The organism is Dyella japonica DSM 16301 (assembly GCF_001010355.1).
In the GTDB taxonomy this organism is placed as follows: domain Bacteria; phylum Pseudomonadota; class Gammaproteobacteria; order Xanthomonadales; family Rhodanobacteraceae; genus Dyella; species Dyella japonica.
Genome location: NZ_JPLA01000010.1, coordinates 1 through 20,579 on the forward strand (window position 1 = coordinate 1; position 20,579 = coordinate 20,579).

Below are 20,579 nucleotides of genomic sequence, written 5' to 3' on the forward strand. Positions count from 1 at the left end.
ACAGGGTGCGCTCCTACATGTGGGTTTGATTATTTGATGAGGCGTTCGTCCACCAGGTTCTTCACCACGCCAGGATCGGCCAGCGTGGAAATGTCGCCGAGTTGGTCCGGTTGGTTCTCGCCGATCTTGCGCAGGATGCGGCGCATGATCTTGCCCGAGCGCGTCTTGGGCAGACCCGGCGCCCACTGCAGGAAATCGGGCGTGGCGATCGGGCCGATTTCCTTGCGCACCCAGGCGACCAGTTCCTTGCGCAGTTCGTCGCTGCCCTGCTCGCCGGCCACCAGCGTGACGAAGGCGTAGATGCCCTGGCCCTTGATGTCGTGCGGCGCGCCCACCACGGCGGCTTCGGCCACCTTGGGATGCGCCACCAGCGCGCTCTCCACTTCGGCGGTGCCGATGCGGTGGCCGCTCACATTGATCACGTCGTCGACGCGGCCGGTGATCCAGTAGTAGCCGTCCTCGTCGCGGCGCACGCCGTCGCCGGTGAAGTAGTTGCCCGGATAGGCGCTGAAATACGTGTCGATGAAACGCTGGTGGTCGCCGTAGACCGTGCGCATCTGGCCCGGCCAGGAATCGGTGATGACCAGGTTGCCCTCGGTCGCACCTTCGAGCACGGCGCCGCTGGCATCGACGATGGCCGGCTTGATGCCGAAGAACGGCAGCGTCGCGGAACCGGGCTTGGCGTCGATCGCGCCGGCCAGCGGCGTGATCAGGATGCCGCCGGTTTCGGTCTGCCACCAGGTGTCCACGATCGGGCAGCGTTCGTCGCCCACCACGCGGTAGTACCACTCCCAGGCTTCGGGATTGATCGGTTCGCCCACCGAACCCAGCAGGCGCAGCGATGCGCGCGAGGCCTTCTTCACCGGGCCCTCGCCTTCGCGCATCAGTGCGCGGATGGCGGTGGGCGCGGTGTAGAACAAGGTCACCTTGTGCTTGTCCACCACGTTCCAGAAGCGGCTGGTGTCCGGGTAATTGGGCACGCCGTCGAACATCAGCGTGGTGGCGCCGTTGGAGAGCGGGCCGTAGACCACGTAGCTGTGGCCGGTGACCCAGCCCACGTCGGCGGTGCACCAGTAGACGTCGTCTTCGCGCAGGTCGAACACCAGCTCGTGCGTGTAGCCGGCATAGACCAGGTAACCGCCCGAAGTGTGCAGCACGCCCTTGGGTTTGCCGGTGGAGCCGGAGGTATAGAGGATGAACAGCGGATGCTCCGCTTCCACCGGCGTCGGCGGGCAGTCGGCGGACTGGCCTTCCATCAGCGTGTGGTAGTAGCGGTCGCGCGGCGACTGCATCGGTACGGCGCTGCCGGTACGGCGCACCACGATCACGGTTTCCACGCTGTTGGTGCCGGGGCGCTCCAGCGCGGCGTCCACATTGGTCTTGAGCGGAATCTTCTTGCCGCCGCGCACGCCTTCATCGGCGGTGACCACGACCTTGCAGGCGGAGTCCGCGATGCGGCCGGCCAGCGAGTCTGGCGAGAAGCCGCCGAATACCACCGAATGGATCGCGCCGATGCGCGCGCAGGCCAGCATGGCCACGGCCGCTTCGGGGATCATCGGCATATAGATGGCCACACGATCGCCCTTGGCCACGCCAAGGTGCTTGAGCGTGTTGGCGAACTTGCACACCTCGGCGTGCAGTTCCTTATAAGTAATGTGGCGCGACTCGTTCGGGTCGTCGCCTTCGAAGATGATGGCGGTCTTGTCGCCGCGCTCGGCCAGGTGGCGGTCCAGGCAGTTGGCCGCGACGTTCAGTTCGCCGTCCGCGTACCAGCGGATGTGCAAGTCCTTGGGGTCGAAGGAGACGTCCTTGATCTTGGTGGGCGCCTTGGTCCACTGCAGGCGTTGGCCGACCTTGCCCCAGAAACCCTCCGGATCCTTCACCGACTCGGCGTAGAGCCGCTGGTAATCGTCCTTGCGGATGCGCGCCTTGGCGGCGAAATCGGGTTTGACGGGGTAGAGCTTGGTCATCGTGGGGCTCCTGCGGCCGGCCCAGCCGGCCTCCTCAATGCGTTGAATGCCGCCGCCGCACCAACGGTCGGCGATAACGACCGAGTGTACCGGCTGGCCGGTGATCGATACGTTTCGCCCCACTTTCGACTTTGGTCGAGGTTCGACCAATGGTGAATAGGCGTCCGCATTGCAGCATGGACATGCTCGGGTGGTCATCGACCTGGGGAGGCCTGCCATGACATTGACCACCACCGCCCGCCGCCATGCCGTGCTGGCACTCAGCATTGCCTGCGCGCTGAGCCTGCCGCTGGCTGCCCACGCGCAAAGCACCACCAAGAGCAAAGGCAGCACGCGCGAACAACAATTAGAGCAGCGTGTGAACCAGCTGGAACAGCAACTGGCCGAACTGAAGGCCATGATCCAGGAACAGAAGGCCGCCACCACGCAGGCCACGCAGACGGCGCAGCAGGCACAGGTGGCCGCCACGCAAGCGCAGACCACGGCGCAGGCGACCTCCACCAAGGTCGAGGCGGCGCCCAAGCCGCAGTTCACCACCGCGCCGGGGCTGTCGGTGGCGCTGCATGGCTTTATCGATGCCACGGTGTTCGGCCAGGACCGCACCTTCATCAATTACGGCAACGGCCAGAACGCGGAGATTCCCGCGCCTCCGACCGCTGCCAACAAGGCCAACGGCTATACCGGATCGCTCAGCGGCGCGGATGTGCGCAACACGCGCTTCTGGCTGGACTTCACCGGCGCCAAGTTGAACGACAACTGGAACGGCAGCGGCCGGCTGGAGATGGACTTCTTCGGCGGCAACAACGGGACCGGCGCCTATGCCGGTCAGCAACCGGTTCCACGACTGCGCCAGGCTTATATGGACATCAACAATCCCACCTGGGGCACCACGGTGCGCATTGGCCAGATGTGGGATCTGATGTTCCCGCTGGAAAACACGCCGACCTCACTTTCGCATATCGCCTTCCCGCTGGGCTATGGCTCGGGCATCGTGGGTTGGCGCTATCCGGGCGTGATCGTGATGCAGGACCTCAACCACGGCTCGGACGGCGTGAAGTGGCGTTTCGATGTGGCCGTGCTCGAGGGCAACTGGAGCGGCCCGCAAAACCCCGCGGGCAACGTGACCACCAATTACCTCAACGGCGGCGCGGCGCATTTCAATCCGCAGGTGGAAGCGCGACTGCATGCGCAGGGCAAGGACTGGTTGGCCTACCTCACCGCGCATTACTCCGAAATCGATCTGCATGGTGTGGGCGACATCGCACCCAAGCCGCCGCGTGACACGCTCAACAGCGTTGGCTACGACCTGGGTGGCCAGTGGAAGCCCGGTCCGTGGACCTTGAAGGGCTTGATCTACACCGGCAAGGCGCTGGGCGAGATCTTCGGTGCGATGTCCCAGTTCGGCAACATCAAGGAATCGGGTGGCTTCGTGCAGGCCGGCTACAACTTCACGCCCAAGTGGAGCGTCAACGGTTTCTATGCCGCCGCGCGCCCCAACCGCGACGACGTGATGGCCTGGACCGCCGCCGGCACCGCGGCTGCGCCGGGCGTGGGACTCCTGCGCAACAACATGTCTGCCTTGAGCCTGCAATATGCCTCGGGTAACTACGAGCTTGGGGTGGAGTGGATCTACGACGACTTGCGTTACCAGCTGAAGAATTCGGCTTCGAGCCAGACCGTCAACGGCAACCAGGTCAGCTTCAGCGGCATGTACAAGTTCTAGGCACCGACGGCGGCACGCCACGGCGTTGCCGCCGCCACCACCGGGTGGGGCGACGGGAGGCGCCCGAACCGGATCGAGAAAGACGCAGCGAGAGGCCACCGCCGCTCCAGCGAGTTGCACCTTGAAACCGCCTTCATCGGTCCGATGGGGCGTCACAAACTGAGGGCTACATCATGGCTACGACCGCCGTCGATATGCGGGGATCGCTCGACACCGGCCACCGCCGCGTCATCCTGGCTTCCAGCCTGGGCACCGTGTTCGAGTGGTATGACTTCTACCTCTACGGTTCGCTCGCCGCGCTCATCGGCAAGCACTTCTTCAGCGGGCTCAACGAAACCAGTCAATTCATCTTTGCACTGCTGGCCTTTGCGGCCGGTTTCGCGGTGCGTCCGTTCGGCGCGATCGTGTTCGGTCGCCTGGGCGACATGATCGGTCGCAAGTACACCTTCCTCATCACCATCATCATCATGGGCCTGTCGACCTTCCTGGTCGGCGTGCTGCCCAATTACTCGGCGATCGGCGTGGCCGCGCCGGTGATCCTCATCACGCTGAGGCTGTTGCAGGGTCTGGCGCTCGGCGGCGAATACGGCGGCGCGGCGACCTATGTGGCCGAGCATGCACCGCAAGGCAAGCGCGGCCTGTACACCAGCTTCATCCAGATCACCGCAACGTTCGGCCTGTTCCTCTCGCTGCTGGTCATCCTCGGCCTGCGCCTGTGGCTGGGCACCGAGAAGTTCGACGACTGGGGCTGGCGCATTCCGTTCGGCATCTCGCTGTTGCTGCTGATCGTGTCGGTCTACATCCGGCTGCAGCTGAGCGAGTCGCCGGTGTTCCAGCAGATGAAGGCCGAGGGCAAGCACTCCAAGGCACCGCTCACGGAAGCGTTCGGCCAGTGGAAGAACCTCAAGCTGGTGATCCTTGCGCTGCTGGGTGCAACGGCCGGTCAGGCCGTGGTGTGGTACACGGGCCAGTTCTATGCGCTGTACTTCCTCACCCAGAGCTTGAAGATCGACGGCACCACGGCCAACCTGCTGATCGCTGCGGGTCTGGCCATCGGCACGCCGTTCTTCGTGTTCTTTGGATGGCTATCGGATCGCATCGGCCGCAAGACCATCGTGCTTGCCGGTTGCCTGTTGGCCGCGCTCACCTACTTCCCGATCTTCAAGGGGCTTACCCATTTCGGCAATCCAGCCATCGAAGCGGCAGCCGCCACGTCGCCGGTAAAGGTGGTGGCCGATCCCAATGGCTGCAGCTTCCAGTTCGATCCGGTGGGCAAGGCGAAATTCACCAGCTCGTGCGATGTGGCCAAGAGTGCGCTGGCGAAAAAGGGCATTCCCTACTCCAACGTCGCTGCCGAGCCCGGCAGCATCGCCGAGGTAAAAATTGGCGACCGCACGATCTCCTCGTTCGAAGGCACGTCACTGGACAGCAAGGCGTTTGCCGACCAGAACAAGGCATTCGGCGCGCAACTGACCGGTGTGTTGAAGGAGGCGGGCTATCCGGAGAAGGCCGATCCGGCCAAGAGCAACTACCCGATGCTGATCGTGCTGCTGGCCATCCTCGTGTTCTACGTGACCATGGTGTACGGACCGATTGCGGCATGGCTGGTGGAGATGTTCCCCACCCGCATCCGCTACACCTCGATGAGTCTGCCCTACCACATCGGCAATGGCTGGTTCGGCGGCTTCGTGCCGACCATCGGCTTCATGCTGGTGGCGTGGAAGGGCGATATCTACTACGGCCTGTGGTATCCGATCATCGTGGCGGTTGCCACGTTCTTCATCGGCTTGTTGTTCCTGCGAGAGACCAAGGACGTGGATATCCGCGGCTGAGTCCAGCGGGTGGCAAACAAAAGGCGCGACGGGCAACCGCCGCGCCTTTCCTTTGCGCGAATCAGACGCTGCGTATCACGCCGACGATGGCCAGCAACACGACCGCGCCGATCAAGGCATGCAGCACGCTGTTGACGAACGGACTGACCACGGCGAAATGCACGCCCAGCCGCGGCAGCAACCATCCGGCAAAGAACGCACCGATGATGCCGACCACGATGTTGCCGAGCAGGCCGAAACCAAAGCCGCGCACGATCAACCCGGCCAGCCAGCCGGCGATGGCGCCGATCAGCAGGAAGATGAGCAGGCCTTCGACGGTCATCGCATACTCCTTGCCCTGAGGCGTTGCGCGCAGTATCCACAGCGGGGCGTCGCCCAGGCGTGACGCAAGATCTTCCCTTCAGCGTCGAGTCGGCGACGTCGGCGAAACGTGCATGCGAAGGCCGTCACGGGTGAGCGCAACGTCGCGGCCTACTATGCTTGCTGCGACCCACGGCAGGTGGAGGACAGCGCATGCCCGGCATCGAACAGGCAACGGCACCGCGAAAGCCGACCATCCGCCGCCGCTGGCGCCGGCTGCTCGGTTGGACGGCCCTGGTGCTCGATCATCTCAAGCCCGTGCGCGTGTCGTTGCTGGTGCTGGCGGTAGCCGTGATGGTGGCGGTCGGCGTCGATCAGGCGGCCGAACTCTTCCTCATCGCACTGTGGACGGATCCCAGCGTGGCGCGCTATCTCGCCCTGCTGCTCTGCAGCGCGCTGGCAGGCCTGGCGATGTGGCATGCGGCCCGGCAGGCCTATCGCCTGCGCTATCCACGCTGGCCCGCCCTGCAGGACGAGCGCGCGGCCTTCCTGCGCGACTGGTTGCCGCGGCTGCTCGGCGCGTCGGTGCCACTGCTGGTGTGCCTTGGCTATGTGCTCGCCCTGGCCAAGCTGCCGCATGGGCCGTGCGGCATCACCGAACACTGCGCACAACGCAGCTGGCGGGCGCTGGGACTGCTGGCGGAGTCGGCGTTCTTCATCGTGTTCTTCACCACCCGCCGCCGGCTGTGGAGCGCCTTGAGCCGCCGCATGCCGCGACTGGCCGCGCCACATGCGCGTCCACGCGATGAGAGACGTGTGTGGCGTGTGCGTGACCTCGGCAGCTTCGCGGTGATCATGTACGTCGTGGTGGTGACGCTCAACGTGCTGGCCACGGTGTTGATCGCGTTCATGCCTGAATTGCTCGACGGTATGGGGCCCCTGGCCATCCTGCTGCTGTCCGCCACCTTCCTCTGCTACAGCGGTGGCCTGTTGTGCATGATTGGCGATCGGCGCGGCGTGCCGCTGCTGAGCCTGCTGCTGCTGCTCAGCGCGTCGCTGCACTGGCTGCATCTGAACGACAACCATCAGGTGCGGCAGTATCCCGGCATGAGCACGCATGAGCGTCCTGCCATGCAGCCGCGGGATTCACGGCCGAATTTCGATGCCTATGCCGATGCGTGGATCCAGGATCGCTGCGCCAGCCATGCGCCATGCCCGGTCATTCTCGTCTCTGCCGAAGGCGGTGGCATCCGCGGCGCGGCGTGGACGGCGCAGGTACTCAGTCGCCTCACGGCGATCACGCAACAGGGACAGCCGGCAACCGGCGAGCCGCTGTTTGCACGCTATCTGTTCGGTGCGAGCGGCGTCTCCGGCGGCAGTCTTGGTTTGGCCGTCTATGTGAGCGCGTTGGCGCAAGCGCATCCACTGGACACTTCGGCGCTCGAACCGCGCGCGCAGCGCATGCTGAGCCACGACTTTCTCGCACCGACGCTGGCCAACACGTTTTTCGTCGACTTCACCCAGCGCTGGTTGCCCGGCGCCTGGCTGGACGATCGCGCGCGTGCGCTGACCCGTGCCTGGGAATCGGCGGCACGCAAGGAAGGCATGCCCGCCTTCGAGCAAGCGTTTTCCGGACTCTACGAGGGAGCCCAGGTCACGCCGTCATTGCCGGCACTATTCCTCAACAGCACGACGGTGGCCGAGGGCAAGCGCTTCATCCAGCATCCCTTCCAGCCGATGGCCACGCCCCAACGCCAGCCGTGGACCGCGGGCCTGGACGGTTCGAGCTGGCTCGATCCACGGGTGCCGCTGAGCGAAGTCGTGCTCAACAGCGCGCGCTTCACCTATGTGAGCCCGGCCGGCACGCTCGAGGCGCATCTGGCAAACCCGCCCGTGCCCGATCGCGTGCAGCTGGTTGATGGTGGCTACTTCGAGAACTCAGGCACCACCACCCTGCTCGAACTGATGCACCTGCTGCGCAGCAAGGCCAGGCAGCACGGCGTGTCGATGCGCTTCATCGTGATCCATATCAGCAACGATCCGCTGATGAGTGATTTCATCGAACAACACGACGCCAGCCACCCGCTGCCGTTCTATTCCGCCGCGTGTCCGGCCGTACCCGGCGCCATGCCCGCGCATGTTCGAGGCGAGGCGACCGCTCCGCTCGACGCCTTGCTCGATACACGCAGCGCGCGGGGCGACTACGCGCGCGTACAACTGTTGAATGCGTTGCGCCCCGATGCCGCCGATCCATCGAATGGCGACATGTTGTGGCACTTCCGCCTGTGTCCAGGCAACTACCCCATCCCCATGGGCTGGACCATCTCCACGCCGGTATTCACCGAGATGTCCGACCAACTGAACCGCTATCCCCTGAACGCCATGGGCAACGCACTGAAAAGCCAACTGGCACCCTTGTAGGAGCGCACCCTGTGCGCGACCACAACATGCGAAGGCCTCGCCAAGATGTCGCGCCACCTGAGACCCACCAGGCGCAAACTTCCCGCATGGCCGAATCCTTCATCCCTCCCCAAGCGCTCAAGGGCCGAGGCGCCGCCTCCAACCCGGAAGGACGCTTCGAGTCGATCCGCCACCACGCCGAGGACGACGGCTGGCAAAGCCTGCTGCTCGACGAGCAGGCCCCGCGGCCGCGCACCGAGGTCACCGAAGAACGCGCGCGCAGCGTCATCACGCGCAACGATTCGCCGGACATCCATTTCAACCAGGCCTTGAATCCGTATCGCGGCTGCGAGCACGGCTGCATCTATTGCTTTGCCCGCCCGTCGCACAGCTATCTCAACCTCTCGCCCGGACTCGATTTCGAGACCAAGCTGCGCGCCAAGAGCAATCTTGCCGAGGTGTTGCGCCATGAGCTGGCGCGGCCTTCCTATACGGTGAGCCCGATCAATATCGGCAGCAACACCGATCCTTATCAGCCCATCGAGCGGCGCTGGAAACTCACGCGCGCTGCGCTCGAAGTACTGGCCGAGTGCCGGCATCCGTGCACCATCGTCACCAAGAACGCGATGGTGGAACGCGATATCGACATACTCGCGCCGATGGCACGCGACAACCTGGTCCAGGTATTCGTCTCCATCAATTCGCTGGACAACCATCTCGCCGCCAAACTCGAACCGCGCGCCAGCGCGCCGCACCGGCGAATCCAGGCCGTGCGCGCGCTGCGCGAGGCAGGCATCCCGGTGGGTGTGCTGGTGGCACCAATCATTCCCGCGCTCAACGACAGCGACATGGAAGCCGTGCTCGATCAAGCCGCCGATGCCGGTGCAACCTGCGCGGGCTACACCACGCTACGCCTGCCTTATGAACTGAAGGCGCTGTTCCGCGAATGGCTGGCGCTGCACGTGCCGCAGCGGGCCGCCCATGTGATGAGCCTGGTGCAGCAGATGCACGGCGGCCGCGATTACGACAGCGACTTCACCACGCGCATGCGCGGACAGGGCGTGTTCGCCGACCTGATCCGCCGCCGCTTCGACGTGGCCTGCCGCAAGCACGGCTTCGGCCGCGCCCGCGAGCTGCAGTTGGATACGACCAAGTTCGTGCCGCCACGCAAGCCGTCGCCGCAAGGTCAGCTGTTCTGAATCGCTGTCGTTCGTTGAGGGCTCGCGTCAGACGGAGTTGGCCAGAAACGGATGCGGCCGTTGGGCCAGGCCACGCCATCCGCGCAGAGCCAGCCACGCGAGCACGGCAAGCAGCACACCCCACGCACCCACGAACCAGGCGACATAGCCATGCACCTGGTCGCCGGAGCTCAGCAGGGGCACCATGATGCTGACCGAGAACAGCACATAGCCGAACAGGCACAGGCCGATGCTGGACCAGCGTCCCAGCGGGCGACCACCCAGCACGGAAACCACGAAGGCGGTGACGAAGGCCATCGCGCCGCAGAGCGTGAGCATCAGTGCGCAGGTGCCGATCGCACTTGCGTGCAGCAAGGTCGCGAGCACCAGCGCCAACACCATCAGCCCAGCCAGGGCGGCCAGCGGCGGCAGCAGCGAGGCGCACAACAGGCGACGCTTCACGTGCGCGGCATCGCCCAGGCCCGGCATCAGTGCGAGTAGCGGCAACTCGGCGTTCTGCTTCATCCAGCGCTGCACCAGCTGGGCGATCGGCAGCAGTGCGAGCATGGTTCCGCCGAAGCCCACGCCCCACATCAGCATGCCGACCAGGCCGCTGTGCACAAAGCTCTCGCTGAAGTGGCCCGGATGACGCTGCGCCGCCTGCACGCCAAGCTGGAGGACAAAGAACAGCGCTGCACCGAGCACGATGCTCAGCTGCATGGCGCGCCCACCCATGGTGAGCGGTGCGAACACGCCGCCGAGTCCGATGCGCAGACTCGTGACAGGATGCGCCGGGCCGCTCTGGCGCAACTCCACGCGCGGCTGCAGCCATGCCGGATTGCGACGGATAAGCGTGCTGGCATCGACACCGGCGCCGCCCCAGCTGCCCCAGCCGCCGCGTGAGGCAGCACCGAACTGCATCATCATCGGTGCGCCCATGCCGCCGTATGGCTGATCCGAGCGCGCGACGCGACGCCAGCAGCCCAACGCGATCAAGGCAAAGACCAGGGCAAGGGAACCGCCCAACGACGGAAAGCCCGGCTCGACGGGGCGCGGCAGATGAAACACCGGCTGCAGCATGTTGAACGCGGCCGGCAACAACCAGATGAAGAAACTCAGGACGCGCGGCAGCAGCGCCATGGCAAGTCCTGCCGTCACGGCAGCGGCCAGCGCCGCCATCACGTTCAAGATGTAGCCGCCCAGACTGCCGATCACCGCGCTGGGCACGACCACCAGCAAGGCACCGTATAGCAGCACCGCGCCGGATGCTTCATGTTCCACGCGGGGCAGGCGCATCTTTCTGCCGTCGATGGCCAGCAGCAGACAGGGCGACAGCCCAAACAGGGTCAGCATGAACACGCCCGTCGCCACCAGCATGCCGGTGATTGGCGCCCAATAGACGCGCTCCGCGCCGTGCAGGCCGAACAGGGCGAATGCGCAGGCGCCAGCGGCCAGCAGCACACTGATCGCCAGCACGATCCAGCGCGTCGTCTGGCGCATGGCATACCAGGGTGCGATCAACATGCCTTGGATGGTCATCCCGCGATCTCCACGAAAAGATCTTCCAGACCGAGCGCATCGATGCGCGCGCCCGGCAATGACGCGGCCTCGGGCCAGCGGCCGTTCGGATCGCGCTCCACCACCAGGCTCAGGCTGCCGTCCTCATGACGATGACGCCCGAACACCTGCGCCGGCGCTGCGGCCGACATCGCGGCAGGCAGCCACAGTCGCGCAAAGCGCTCCTTGGTTTCGTCCACAGCGCAATGCAGCAGCAGCTTGCCTTCATGCAGAAAGGCGATGTCCGAGGCGACGCGCTCCAGGTCGGACACGATGTGCGTGGAAAACAGCACCGTTGTACCGGCTTCGCCAGCACGCAAGGCAATTTCGCGCAGCAGATCGCGACGCGCCACCGGATCGAGTGCGGCGGCCGGCTCATCGAGCACCAGCAGCTCGGGCCGGGAAGCGAGTGCGCGTATCAGGTCGACACGCTGGCGCTCGCCCGGCGAAAGTTTGCCAAGCAGCTTGTTCGGCGATATCAGCCAGCGCTCCAGCGTGGATCTGGCATAGGCCGCATCCCAGGTGGGATAGAAGCGGCCCACGTAATCGAGCATCTGGCGTGCGCTCAGCCACGCCAGGGCGTCGGGCTGCTGTGGCACATAGGCGATGCGCGCCTTGCTGCGATCGGACAGCTTGAGCGCCGCTTCGCCAAACACTGTGCATTCGCCGGCGTGCGGTTGCAGCAGGCCGAGCATGGCGCGGATCAGCGTGGACTTGCCGGCGCCGTTGCGCCCGATCAGGCCCAATACGCTGCCCGGTTCCATCGCCAGATCAACGTTGGACAACACCTGGCCATCCTCGTAGCCATGCGAGAGGCCACGCACGGCCAGCGGTGCGGCATGCTTGTCGTTGATCGATCGCAGTACGGCATTCATCGGACTACCTCACGTCAGACGCTTGTTGAACCGGGCGGCGCGGTGCCGCCGGCGATGCGAAGGGACGGGTCGCCCTTCGCGCCCATCTCATTCGTCCAGCAGCTTGCCCAACCGGCGCAGCACGGCGTCGCCCGGCAGTTCCAGCTCGCGCGCATGGCGCGCCAGTGCCTGCAGCTGCGCCTCCAGCAGCGCCATGCGCTGCGCCTGCGTGGCCGTGCTGCGGGTGGTCACGGCCACCGCCATGCCTTTGCCGCGCAGTCGCTCCAGCAAGCCTTCCGTCTCTGCCATGCCGTAGGCGCGCGAGACCGTCATCGGGTTGATCGCGTGAAAACCTGCAACATCGCGCACGGAAGGCAGCAGGTCGCCGCTCGCCAGCTGGCCGCCGGCGATAAGGCGGCGCAGCTGCTCCACGATCTGCCGGTAGATCGGCTCGGCGGAGCTGGGTTGTATGGCGAACATCGAGGCATCCATGTGTATTAATACAACAATACACTTGGGTCCGATGCAATAGGCCGGATGGCAGGGGCACAAAAAAAGCCGCCGATGCGGACATCGGCGGCTCAGGCTTTGGGCAGTGCGGCGAGACTCAGTTCGACGCCGGCAGATACTTCTCGAACCACAGCAAGGCACGCTGCAACACATCGCGCTGATGATCCGGATCCACGAAGTGATGGCCTTCGTTCGGATACACCACCAGCGAAGTCGGCACGCCCTGTGCGCGCAGCGCATGCCAGTACTCGAACGACTGCGGCGCCGGGCATTCGGCATCGCGATCGCCCACCACGATCAGGGTCGGCGACTTGGTCTGCTTGATGAAGTTGATCGCCGAGCTCTTGGCGTACACCTGCGGGTCGTCATACACCGACGCACCGAAGAACGGGATCATCCACTGGTCGATCAGGTTCTGGCCGTAATAGCTCTGCCAGTTTGAGATGCCTGCGCCCGCCACCACGGCGCGGAAGCGCGTCGTCTGGGTGGGGATGAACATGCTCATGAAACCGCCGTAGCTCCAGCCGGTGAGGCCCAGGCGCTTGTCGTCGACGGGCAGTTTCTTTTCGATGGTGTCGATGCCGGCAAGAATGTCGCGCAGGTCGCCGTGACCGAAGTCCTTGCGATTGGCCTGCACGTACGCCTCGCCCTGGCCGAAGCTGCCGCGCGGATTGGGCATGAAGACAAAGTAGCCCAGCGCCGAGAACGGCTCACCCGCAAAACCCATGCGCGGCCAGCGCGGGATCACCGCGCTCGACGGACCACCGTGCACCGTGACGATCATCGGGTACGACTTCTTCGCATCGTAATTGGCCGGATATAGCAGCCAGCCTTGCACGTGGCGGCCTTCGCTATCCCACTCCACCGATTCGGCCTTGCCCCATTGCGGCTTGAGCGCGGTATTCAAGCGGGTGACAGCCGGCGGCGCGGTCTCGCTCAAGGCGCCGGCGTGCACTTCGGGCGCCTCGGTATACGAGCTCTGCACGTAGGCGAGTTTGCCGCGATTGGCGGACAGCGACAGCGCCATCTCCGCACTGCCGTCGCCAATGGTGGCGGGCAGCGTGAAGAGCACGCGCGTTGGCGCGGCCTTGGCCGCATCGATGGCGTACTCGGCCACCTGGCTCTGGCCATTGCTGACCTGCGCGACGAGCAACTGCTGCGCGCCGCTCCAGGCAAACCAGGCCGGCGTCACGTGCGTGTTCGGGGTGAGATTGACTGGCTCGCCGCCGCTGGCGGACACCGCGTACAGATCGCCGCCGGTGGAACCCTGGTCGCTCATCAGACCGCCGATGAAGACGATGCGCTGACCATCAAGCGACCAGCGCGGCAAGGCCATCTGCAGGCCATGCAGCGAGCCCCTCGAGGTCGCCGGATCAAGAATCGCCGTGGCCTTCGCATCGACCTGCGCGTTCTGCACATACAGTTTGGCGACCCACCAGTTGTTGTCGCCCGGCGGCGGCGCACCGGTGAAGACGATGCGCTGGCTGTCCGGCGACCACGCAAATTCATACGCGTACGTGCTTTCCGGCGTGAGCAGGCGCACGTTGCCGCCGGCAGCATCCACGCTCGCCACGCGCTGCACTTCCATGCCGTCCACGCCGATCTCGCCCGAGGCGGGTTTGGCGGCGTACACCGCACTGGCACGCCGCGTGCCGTTGGGGACATAGAGGAAGCCCAGCGACTTGCCGTCCGGCGCCCAGCTCAGGCCCTGCGCCACGCCGGGCAGCGAGGCCATGTGCTTGGGCGATTCCTTGGCCTGCATGTCGACCACCAGCAGGTCTTTCTGCTTGCCGCCGTTGGCGCAGTTGGAAAGAAAGGCCAGATGATGCGAATCGGGCGCCCACGCCGGATCGGTCTCATTGCAGTCGCCGCGCTTGGCGACGCCGATGCGATGGGCGTCGCTGCCGTCGGCATTGGCCACCTCGATGGCGTCCTTGCCGTCCGTGCGCACCACCCAGGCGAGCTGGTTGCCGTCGGGCGACAGCTGCACGGCGCTGATCGCACGCGTCTTGCCGAGGTCGCTCAGCAATTGTTCGATGCGCGGATCGGTGCGGGTTGCCGCATGGAGGCCGGGAACAAACGCCGCCACCAGCAGGGGCAGCAGCAGACGGGCAGGGTGTTGCATGGCGAACGCCTGGATTGCGGTGGGGATGCCACACGCTAGCAGGCGAAGCCGCGCGCCGCCAAGTCGCTCAGCGCTGTGCGGAGAACGACGGCAGCGGGCCCTGGGCCTCGAAATAGTGCCTGGCGATCTGCCGGCGCACGATCTGTTCGAAGGCGGTGGTTGGCCGCGGCGGCTCGCCTTGGCACAGGCCCACGATATTGCGAATGATCTGCACCGGCGTGACCAGCAGACCCCACGGGAAACCCCACCAGCCCAAGCCCAGGCAGTAAAGCGTGCTCAGCAGCTGATCGCGCCGGCCGCAGCGGCGGCAGCACACGCTGCGGCGCGTGCTCCATTGCGTCATCAGCAGCAGCGAATGCACGCGGTGGTGTTCGTAGACGTCGATGGCCGCGTCCTGGCGCTTGCAGCGTGGGCAGCGCGACTGGCGCCACTCGCTCACCTGGCGCTGCAGGATGTCCTGCGGCACCTGGTCGGCGGCCAGATGCAGCGGATGGGATTGGGCGCAGGCCGCGCTGCAATAACGTCGGCCGTCGAGTTGCCGGCCACCGAACAGGATCGACTTGCCGCACTGGCTGCACGCGCTCATGAAACCCCCTGGCTTTCCCCGCGCGCAAGCTAGCGCGCCGCCGCCTCGGGGGCCAATCGTCCGGATGGCCGTCTGGACAGCCGTGGGAGAAACTGCTGGGGCTAGTGCGCAGCCGTCGTTGCGGTAGTGCTGGCCGCCTGCTGTCGCGCCACCTGTATCGCGGCAATCTTCGCCTTGATCGCCGGCATCGCCGCCAGCGCGGCGCGCTCGCCTTCCATGATGGCCTGGTCCTTCTGTTCGAAGTCGGCGGCGCCGATCTGGTTCACCTTGGGCCGGATCACGATGTCCGCCCGCGCCAGCTCCTGCTCGCCGAGCTTCTGGCCCATGATGCTGATCGACTGGCCGACGATATTGATCATGCCCTGCGGATTGCTGCCGCTGGCCTTGCTGGAGATGTCCACCGCGATCACCACGTCGGCGCCCAGCTGACGCGCGGCATCCACCGGCACCGGACTCACCACGCCGCCGTCGACGTAATGCTTGCCGCTGATCTCCACCGGTTCGAACACGCCGGGCACGCTGCTGGAGGCGCGCACGGCCTGGCCGGTATTGCCGCGCACGAACACCGTGCGCTGACCGGTTTCCAGTTGCGTCGCCACCACGGCGAACGGCACGTTGAGTTTGTCCAGCGGCCGGTTCTTCACTTGCGTGTTCACGTAGTCCTGCAGCTTCTGCCCTTGCACCACGCCACCGGAAAACAGGCGCACGTCGCGCAGGCTGGCCTGGTCGAGCGCGATGGCGGTCTCCTGTAGCTGGAACGGGTCCATGCCGCTCGCATAGAGCGCGCCGACCACGCTGCCCGCGCTGGTGCCGGCCACCACATCGGGGCGGATGCCATTGGCCTCCAGCATCTTGATCACGCCGATATGCGCAAAACCCTTGGCCGCACCGCCGCCCAAGGCCAGGCCAATGCGCAGCTTCACCACCGGCGGCGGTGCGATCGGCGCAGGCGGCGGCGTGGGCTTGGTGCTGCCGAAGCAACCGGACAGCAACAGGCAGGCAAGCAGGGGCAGGAAGGGGCGAGTCCCGAAACGGGACGTGGAGCTACGGGTGGACGTCATGTCGATGGGCGCGGGCGGCTCGTAGAGGAAGGGTCGGCCCGCTGATCCTTCGGCGGGCCGGTCACTGGCGAGCGAGTGTACGACCGCCAGAGGGCGGCACGATGGCCGATTGCTGCGCGCGTTGTGCAATGGTCAGCAAACGGCTCGTCATCCCGGCCTGCGCCGGGATGACGAGGGTGAAGGTGGTGGCGCTCAGCCTGCCGCGTCCGCCTCGACGTGATAGTGCGTGGCCACTTCCACTTCCTTCTTCGAACCAAGGAACACCGGTACGCGCTGGTGCAGGCCAGTGGGCTGCAGGGCCATGATGCGTTCGCGGCCGGTGGTGGCGGCGCCGCCGGCCTGCTCCACGATGAAGGCCATCGGGTTGGCTTCGTACATCAGGCGCAGCTTGCCGCCCTTGGACTTGATCTTGGCGTCCAGCGGATAGAAGAACACGCCGCCGCGGGTGATGATGCGATGCACGTCGGCCACCATCGAGGCGACCCAGCGCATGTTGAAGTCCTTGCCGCGCGGGCCGTCCTTGCCGGCCAGCAGCTCGCCGATATAGCGCTGCATCGGCGCTTCCCAGTGGCGCTGGTTGGACATGTTGATGGCGAACTCGGCGGTCTCTTCCGGGATGCGGATGTCGCGGCGGCTGAGGATGAAGCTGCCCACTTCGCGATCGAGCGTGAACTCGTGCGTGCCGTGGCCGAAGGTCAGCACCAGCACCGTGGCCGGACCGTACACCACGTATCCGGCGGCCAGCTGGGTGGTGCCTTCCTGCAGGAAGTGCTCGGCCTTGGGTTCGGTGATGCCATCGGGGCAACGCAGCACTGAGAAGATGGTGCCGACGGAAATGTTCACGTCGATGTTGGAGCTGCCATCGAGGGGATCGAACAACAGCAGGTGATGGCCCTTCGGATACATGTCGGGGATCGGCTGCGGATCTTCCATTTCCTCCGAGGCACAGGCGGCCAGCTGTCCGCCCCAGGCGTTCGCTTCGAGCAGGATCTCATTGGAGATCACATCCAGCTTCTTCTGCGCCTCACCCTGGATGTTGCCGGTACCCGCCTCGCCCAGCACGCCGCCCAGGGCGCCCTTGTTGGTGGCCACCGCGATGCGCTTGCAGGCACGGGCGACCACTTCGATCAGCAGGGACAGCTCGGCGTTCATGCGGCCGGCGCGACGTTCCTCGATCAGGAACTGGATGAGCGAAATGGACTTCATGGCGAACCCGCAAGCAAAGGGACGCCTATTGTCCCGGTTGATATCGATACTTGTCAGCTCAAAGTGTGACCAGTTGGTTCATCTATCGGTGCTGAAAACCTTTTCGGACAAGCCACGTTGGAGGGGCGCCCCCCGGTTGTGGGAGCGCACCCTGTGCGCGACAGGCGCCCGAGCGCCCCGCCAGAACCGGTCTTCGAGGAAGCGCCCAGGCGCCTGTCGCGCACAGGGTGCGCTCCCACAGGTGAAGAGGGGCGGCGAGGCGTCCCTACTGACAACACGTTGGCAGCAGGGGGTAACCACACTGGCCTCCGTCATAAGGAGGGACTCTCATGCGCGATACGGTGTATTTCCTGGCGTTCGACGGGTTTGCGGACTGGCATGCGGCGCATGCGCTCTGCGAGATCCGCCGGCCGGGCGACTGGCAGTTGAAGACGGTGGGTTTTTCCATGCAGCCGGTGCTTTCCATGGCCGGGCTGCGGGTGGTGCCCGAGCTCACCCTGGATGAGCTGGACCTGCGCCGCGCGGCGCTGTTGATCGTCCCGGGCGGTTACCTATGGGAACACGGCTACGGCGATGAGGTGGTGCAAGCCGTGGGTCGCTTGCACGCGGCCGGTGTGCCGGTGGCGGCCGTCGATAGTGGTGTGCTGGTGCTGGCCCGGGCCGGGCTGCTGGATGCCTGCCGTCATACCGGCAGCTGGCCGGGCCACATCGGCACGCATGTGCCCGCTTACGCTGGCGCCGAGCAGTACGACGCCAACGCGCTCGCCGTGAGCGACCAGGGCGTGATCACCGCCAGCCAGCTGGGCAGCGTGGAATTTGCCCGCGAAGTAATCCGCACGCTCGACCTCTACAACCCGAGCGATCGCGAACATTGGTACCGCATGTTCAAGCACGCCCTGCCGCCGCCGTGGTGCGCGGGCGACGCCGCCACCGCCGTGGCGGCCTAAACGAACGCGACGAGGAGAATGTCATGGCACTGTCGATCGGAAAGATCCTGATGGCATACCGGCCCTTGTATTTGCGCGGGCTGTTGATGGATGGCCAATACCGTCTGCCGGTCACCACGCCGGAACCGGCAGCGGGCAAGAAGGAAGACGTCAGCAAGCAGGTCGCTGCCGAGCGCGTGCCGCTGACGCCGCGCCCGCTGCGTGGAGCACGCGCATGACTCGCACCTATCACGGCAGCTGTCACTGCGGCGCCGTCCGCTACGAAGCGGATCTGGACCTGTCCGCCGGCACCGGACGCTGCAACTGCTCGATCTGCCGCAAGCTGCGCTTCTGGGGCGCGATGGCCGACCTCAAGACGTTTCGCGTGCTCAGCGGCGAAGACGCGCTGGTCGACTACCGCTTCGGCACCGACAGCACGCACAACCTGTTCTGTCGCCATTGCGGCACGCATTCGTTCCACCGCGGCTATGTGGAACAGATCGGCGGCGAGTTCGTCTCCGTCAACGTGGCCTGCCTCGATGACGTGAGCGACGAGGAGTGGGCGGCCGCACCTGTGCGCTATTCCGACGGGCGCGACAACAACTGGTGGAACGCGCCCGCCATCACCAGCCATCTCTGAGCATCACGCAGCGGGGAACATGCCATGACCACCTCACGCGTCACCTTCTACCACGCACCCAATAGCCGCTCCGGCGGCGCCCGCGCCTTGCTGGAAGAACTGGGCGTCGAATACGACATGCAGGTGCTCAACCTGCGCAAGAACGAGCAGCGCGAAACGCCGTACACGGCGGTCAATCCCATGGGCAAGGTGCCGGCGATCTGGCATCGCGGCGAACTGGTGACCGAGCAACCGGCCGTCTATCTCTATCTCGCCGATCTGTACGCGGATAAGGGTTTGGCGCCTGGCCTGGACGATCCGCTGCGTGGCCCCTATCTGCGCTGGATGGTGTTCTACGGCTCGTGCTTCGAACCGGCCGCGGTGGATCGCGCGTTGAAGCGCGAGGCGGTGCCGCCGTCCACTTGCCCCTATGGCGACTGGGAGACCATGTTCGGCACGCTGGTGGCGCAGCTGGAGCGTGGCCCTTACATGCTGGGCGAGCGCTTCACTGCGGTCGATGTGCTGTGGGGCTGCGCATTGCACTGGATGACGATGTTCAAGCTGATCCCCGAAGTGCCGGTGATCGGCGCCTATGTGGCTCGCGTGATGTCGCGGCCGGCCATGCAGCGTGCAGCGGAACTGGACGCGACCCTGGCGGAAGCGCAGGCGGCGTGAAAGTGTATGGCCGGCCGTTTGCTGTGGCCCTCGCTGGGATCACGCTGAGTGGACCTGACGTGAGCCACCGGGCAAACCATGACTCCCGGCGCTGTTCGCGGGCGCGCCGCTCCGCCATCATCCACGGATGCGTCGCGCCGACCGGTTGTTCCTCATCATCCACGCCTTGCGGGGTCGCCGTACCGCGCTGCAGGCGCGCCAGCTCGCCGGCACGCTCGGTGTATCGCTGCGCACCGTGTATCGCGATGTGGCCGACCTGCAGCTCTCCGGCGTGCCCATCGAGGGCGAAGCCGGTGTCGGCTACGTGCTGCGCAAAGGCTCGGACATCCCGCCGCTGATGTTCACCGCCGACGAACTCGAATCGCTGGTGGTTGGCACGCGCTTCGTGCGTGCCTTCGCCGGGCAGAAGCTGGCCGAGAGCGCGCAGGCCGCGCTGCTGAAGATCGAAGCCGTGCTGCCGGCTGAGCTGCGCGAGCGCTCTACGCGTACACGCATCTATGCGCCGATCTGGCGCGATCAGACCAAGACCGATTTCGCGGCGCTGATCGACCGGCTCAATGCGGCCATCACGGACAACCAAGTGCTGCGCCTGGAATACAGCGATGAAGCTGGCCGCACCAGTACGCGCGAGGTGGAGCCCTTGTGTCTGGCATTCTGGGGTGGTGCCTGGACCTTGGGCAGTTGGTGCCGGCTGCGCGTGGGGTTTCGCAATTTCCGGCCGGATCGGATTCAGGGGTGTTCGATTACGGGGGAGCGGTTTGAAGGTGTGCAAGGGCGTGATTTGGACGCCTATTTGCAGGCTATGCGGGGGTATTACGAGGGGATGGAGAGCTGACGCCTTTTACTCCCTCTCCCCTGCGGGGAGAGGGCTGGGGTGAGGGGCCAATCTAGCCTCATTGTGCGGTGGTGACGCTAGCTTCTTTTGCTCGTCATTCCTGCGAAGGCAGGAGGCGATTCTCAACAGCCGAATGGCTGGTCATCCAGTGACTTTGCGCTTGGTTGTCGCGATATCGCGATCTGGCTCGCCTGCCGCGGGCTTCCGACCTCCTGCCGGAGG

The 20,579-nt window shown here is 65.5% G+C and carries 18 protein-coding genes; 9 read left to right on the plus strand and 9 right to left on the minus strand.

Features of this window, described 5'->3' with window-relative positions:
* Positions 1–29: 29 nt before the first annotated feature.
* Complete coding sequence (acs, locus tag Y882_RS04120; protein ID WP_046970624.1) at positions 30–1,970, minus strand: acetate--CoA ligase; 1,941 nt, start codon at positions 1,968–1,970, stop codon at positions 30–32.
* Between the two features lie 217 nt (positions 1,971–2,187).
* Between acs and Y882_RS04125 the strand changes: the two genes are divergently transcribed.
* Positions 2,188–3,693, plus strand: coding sequence for a carbohydrate porin (locus tag Y882_RS04125; RefSeq protein WP_046970625.1), 1,506 nt, complete (start codon positions 2,188–2,190; stop codon positions 3,691–3,693).
* 173 nt (positions 3,694–3,866) lie between these two features.
* A complete protein-coding gene (locus Y882_RS04130) occupies positions 3,867–5,525 on the plus strand; it encodes an MFS transporter (RefSeq protein WP_046970626.1) in 1,659 nt (552 codons plus the stop codon).
* A 61-nt stretch (positions 5,526–5,586) separates the two neighbouring features.
* Here Y882_RS04130 and Y882_RS04135 read toward each other — a convergent pair whose 3' ends face one another.
* Positions 5,587–5,847, minus strand: a complete 261-nt coding sequence (locus Y882_RS04135; RefSeq protein WP_046970627.1) for a GlsB/YeaQ/YmgE family stress response membrane protein — start codon at positions 5,845–5,847, stop codon at positions 5,587–5,589.
* 191 nt (positions 5,848–6,038) lie between these two features.
* Between Y882_RS04135 and Y882_RS04140 the strand changes: the two genes are divergently transcribed.
* Positions 6,039–8,246 carry a hypothetical protein gene (locus Y882_RS04140; RefSeq protein WP_046970628.1) on the plus strand — a complete coding sequence of 736 codons (2,208 nt, stop codon included), beginning with the start codon at positions 6,039–6,041 and terminating at the stop codon, positions 8,244–8,246.
* A gap of 86 nt (positions 8,247–8,332) precedes the next feature.
* Positions 8,333–9,424, plus strand: a complete 1,092-nt coding sequence (locus Y882_RS04145) for a PA0069 family radical SAM protein (protein ID WP_082120912.1) — start codon at positions 8,333–8,335, stop codon at positions 9,422–9,424.
* 27 nt (positions 9,425–9,451) lie between these two features.
* On the opposite strand, the gene Y882_RS04150 is transcribed toward Y882_RS04145, so the two are convergent.
* The 7 genes from Y882_RS04150 to Y882_RS04180 all read right to left on the minus strand — a co-directional run bounded on the left by Y882_RS04150 (position 9,452) and on the right by Y882_RS04180 (position 17,302).
* Positions 9,452–10,942, minus strand: coding sequence for a hypothetical protein (locus tag Y882_RS04150; protein ID WP_046970629.1), 1,491 nt, complete (start codon positions 10,940–10,942; stop codon positions 9,452–9,454).
* The gene (locus tag Y882_RS04155) at positions 10,939–11,835 is read right to left on the minus strand and encodes an ABC transporter ATP-binding protein (protein WP_046970630.1); all 897 of its coding nucleotides are present in this window, start codon (positions 11,833–11,835) and stop codon (positions 10,939–10,941) included. Before Y882_RS04155 ends, Y882_RS04150 begins: the two co-directional genes overlap by 4 nt.
* Positions 11,836–11,922: 87 nt before the next feature.
* Positions 11,923–12,306 carry a GntR family transcriptional regulator gene (locus Y882_RS04160; RefSeq protein WP_046970631.1) on the minus strand — a complete coding sequence of 128 codons (384 nt, stop codon included), beginning with the start codon at positions 12,304–12,306 and terminating at the stop codon, positions 11,923–11,925.
* A 115-nt stretch (positions 12,307–12,421) separates the two neighbouring features.
* Positions 12,422–14,449: a S9 family peptidase gene (locus Y882_RS04165; RefSeq protein ID WP_046970632.1), complete on the minus strand. Its 2,028-nt coding sequence runs from the start codon at positions 14,447–14,449 to the stop codon at positions 12,422–12,424.
* 67 nt (positions 14,450–14,516) lie between these two features.
* Positions 14,517–15,035: a hypothetical protein gene (locus tag Y882_RS04170; RefSeq protein WP_046970633.1), complete on the minus strand. Its 519-nt coding sequence runs from the start codon at positions 15,033–15,035 to the stop codon at positions 14,517–14,519.
* Between the two features lie 101 nt (positions 15,036–15,136).
* Positions 15,137–16,096, minus strand: a complete 960-nt coding sequence (locus Y882_RS04175) for a patatin-like phospholipase family protein (RefSeq protein ID WP_244466215.1) — start codon at positions 16,094–16,096, stop codon at positions 15,137–15,139.
* A 192-nt stretch (positions 16,097–16,288) separates the two neighbouring features.
* Complete coding sequence (locus Y882_RS04180; RefSeq protein WP_046970634.1) at positions 16,289–17,302, minus strand: class 1 fructose-bisphosphatase; 1,014 nt, start codon at positions 17,300–17,302, stop codon at positions 16,289–16,291.
* Between the two features lie 329 nt (positions 17,303–17,631).
* Between Y882_RS04180 and Y882_RS04185 the strand changes: the two genes are divergently transcribed.
* The 5 genes from Y882_RS04185 (at position 17,632) to Y882_RS04205 (ending at position 20,357) form a co-directional block, all read left to right on the plus strand.
* The gene (locus Y882_RS04185; RefSeq protein ID WP_046970635.1) at positions 17,632–18,249 is read left to right on the plus strand and encodes a DJ-1/PfpI family protein; all 618 of its coding nucleotides are present in this window, start codon (positions 17,632–17,634) and stop codon (positions 18,247–18,249) included.
* A 23-nt stretch (positions 18,250–18,272) separates the two neighbouring features.
* A complete protein-coding gene (locus Y882_RS04190) occupies positions 18,273–18,467 on the plus strand; it encodes a hypothetical protein (protein WP_046970636.1) in 195 nt (64 codons plus the stop codon).
* Positions 18,464–18,868 (plus strand): GFA family protein, encoded by a 405-nt coding sequence (locus Y882_RS04195; RefSeq protein WP_046970637.1) that lies wholly within the window; start codon positions 18,464–18,466, stop codon positions 18,866–18,868. The genes Y882_RS04190 and Y882_RS04195 overlap by 4 nt, the downstream gene beginning before the upstream one ends.
* Positions 18,869–18,892: 24 nt before the next feature.
* On the plus strand, positions 18,893–19,522 hold the full coding sequence (locus Y882_RS04200; protein ID WP_046970638.1) for a glutathione S-transferase family protein: 630 nt from the start codon (positions 18,893–18,895) through the stop codon (positions 19,520–19,522).
* Between the two features lie 127 nt (positions 19,523–19,649).
* A complete protein-coding gene (locus Y882_RS04205; protein WP_046970639.1) occupies positions 19,650–20,357 on the plus strand; it encodes a helix-turn-helix transcriptional regulator in 708 nt (235 codons plus the stop codon).
* The last annotated feature ends 222 nt before the right edge of the window (positions 20,358–20,579 follow it).

Coding starts and splice junctions, on each gene's coding strand:
- Y882_RS04175 (WP_244466215.1), bottom strand. CDS start 16,096: ATGACGTCCACCCGTAGCTCCACGTCCCGTTTCGGGACTCGCCCCTTC.
- Y882_RS04155 (WP_046970630.1), bottom strand. CDS start 11,835: ATGAATGCCGTACTGCGATCGATCAACGACAAGCATGCCGCACCGCTG.
- acs (WP_046970624.1), bottom strand. CDS start 1,970: ATGACCAAGCTCTACCCCGTCAAACCCGATTTCGCCGCCAAGGCGCGC.
- Y882_RS04205 (WP_046970639.1), top strand. CDS start 19,650: ATGCGTCGCGCCGACCGGTTGTTCCTCATCATCCACGCCTTGCGGGGT.
- Y882_RS04195 (WP_046970637.1), top strand. CDS start 18,464: ATGACTCGCACCTATCACGGCAGCTGTCACTGCGGCGCCGTCCGCTAC.
- Y882_RS04150 (WP_046970629.1), bottom strand. CDS start 10,942: ATGACCATCCAAGGCATGTTGATCGCACCCTGGTATGCCATGCGCCAG.
- Y882_RS04180 (WP_046970634.1), bottom strand. CDS start 17,302: ATGAAGTCCATTTCGCTCATCCAGTTCCTGATCGAGGAACGTCGCGCC.
- Y882_RS04130 (WP_046970626.1), top strand. CDS start 3,867: ATGGCTACGACCGCCGTCGATATGCGGGGATCGCTCGACACCGGCCAC.
- Y882_RS04190 (WP_046970636.1), top strand. CDS start 18,273: ATGGCACTGTCGATCGGAAAGATCCTGATGGCATACCGGCCCTTGTAT.
- Y882_RS04135 (WP_046970627.1), bottom strand. CDS start 5,847: ATGACCGTCGAAGGCCTGCTCATCTTCCTGCTGATCGGCGCCATCGCC.
- Y882_RS04200 (WP_046970638.1), top strand. CDS start 18,893: ATGACCACCTCACGCGTCACCTTCTACCACGCACCCAATAGCCGCTCC.
- Y882_RS04170 (WP_046970633.1), bottom strand. CDS start 15,035: ATGAGCGCGTGCAGCCAGTGCGGCAAGTCGATCCTGTTCGGTGGCCGG.
- Y882_RS04140 (WP_046970628.1), top strand. CDS start 6,039: ATGCCCGGCATCGAACAGGCAACGGCACCGCGAAAGCCGACCATCCGC.
- Y882_RS04125 (WP_046970625.1), top strand. CDS start 2,188: ATGACATTGACCACCACCGCCCGCCGCCATGCCGTGCTGGCACTCAGC.
- Y882_RS04165 (WP_046970632.1), bottom strand. CDS start 14,449: ATGCAACACCCTGCCCGTCTGCTGCTGCCCCTGCTGGTGGCGGCGTTT.
- Y882_RS04160 (WP_046970631.1), bottom strand. CDS start 12,306: ATGGATGCCTCGATGTTCGCCATACAACCCAGCTCCGCCGAGCCGATC.
- Y882_RS04185 (WP_046970635.1), top strand. CDS start 17,632: ATGCGCGATACGGTGTATTTCCTGGCGTTCGACGGGTTTGCGGACTGG.
- Y882_RS04145 (WP_082120912.1), top strand. CDS start 8,333: ATGGCCGAATCCTTCATCCCTCCCCAAGCGCTCAAGGGCCGAGGCGCC.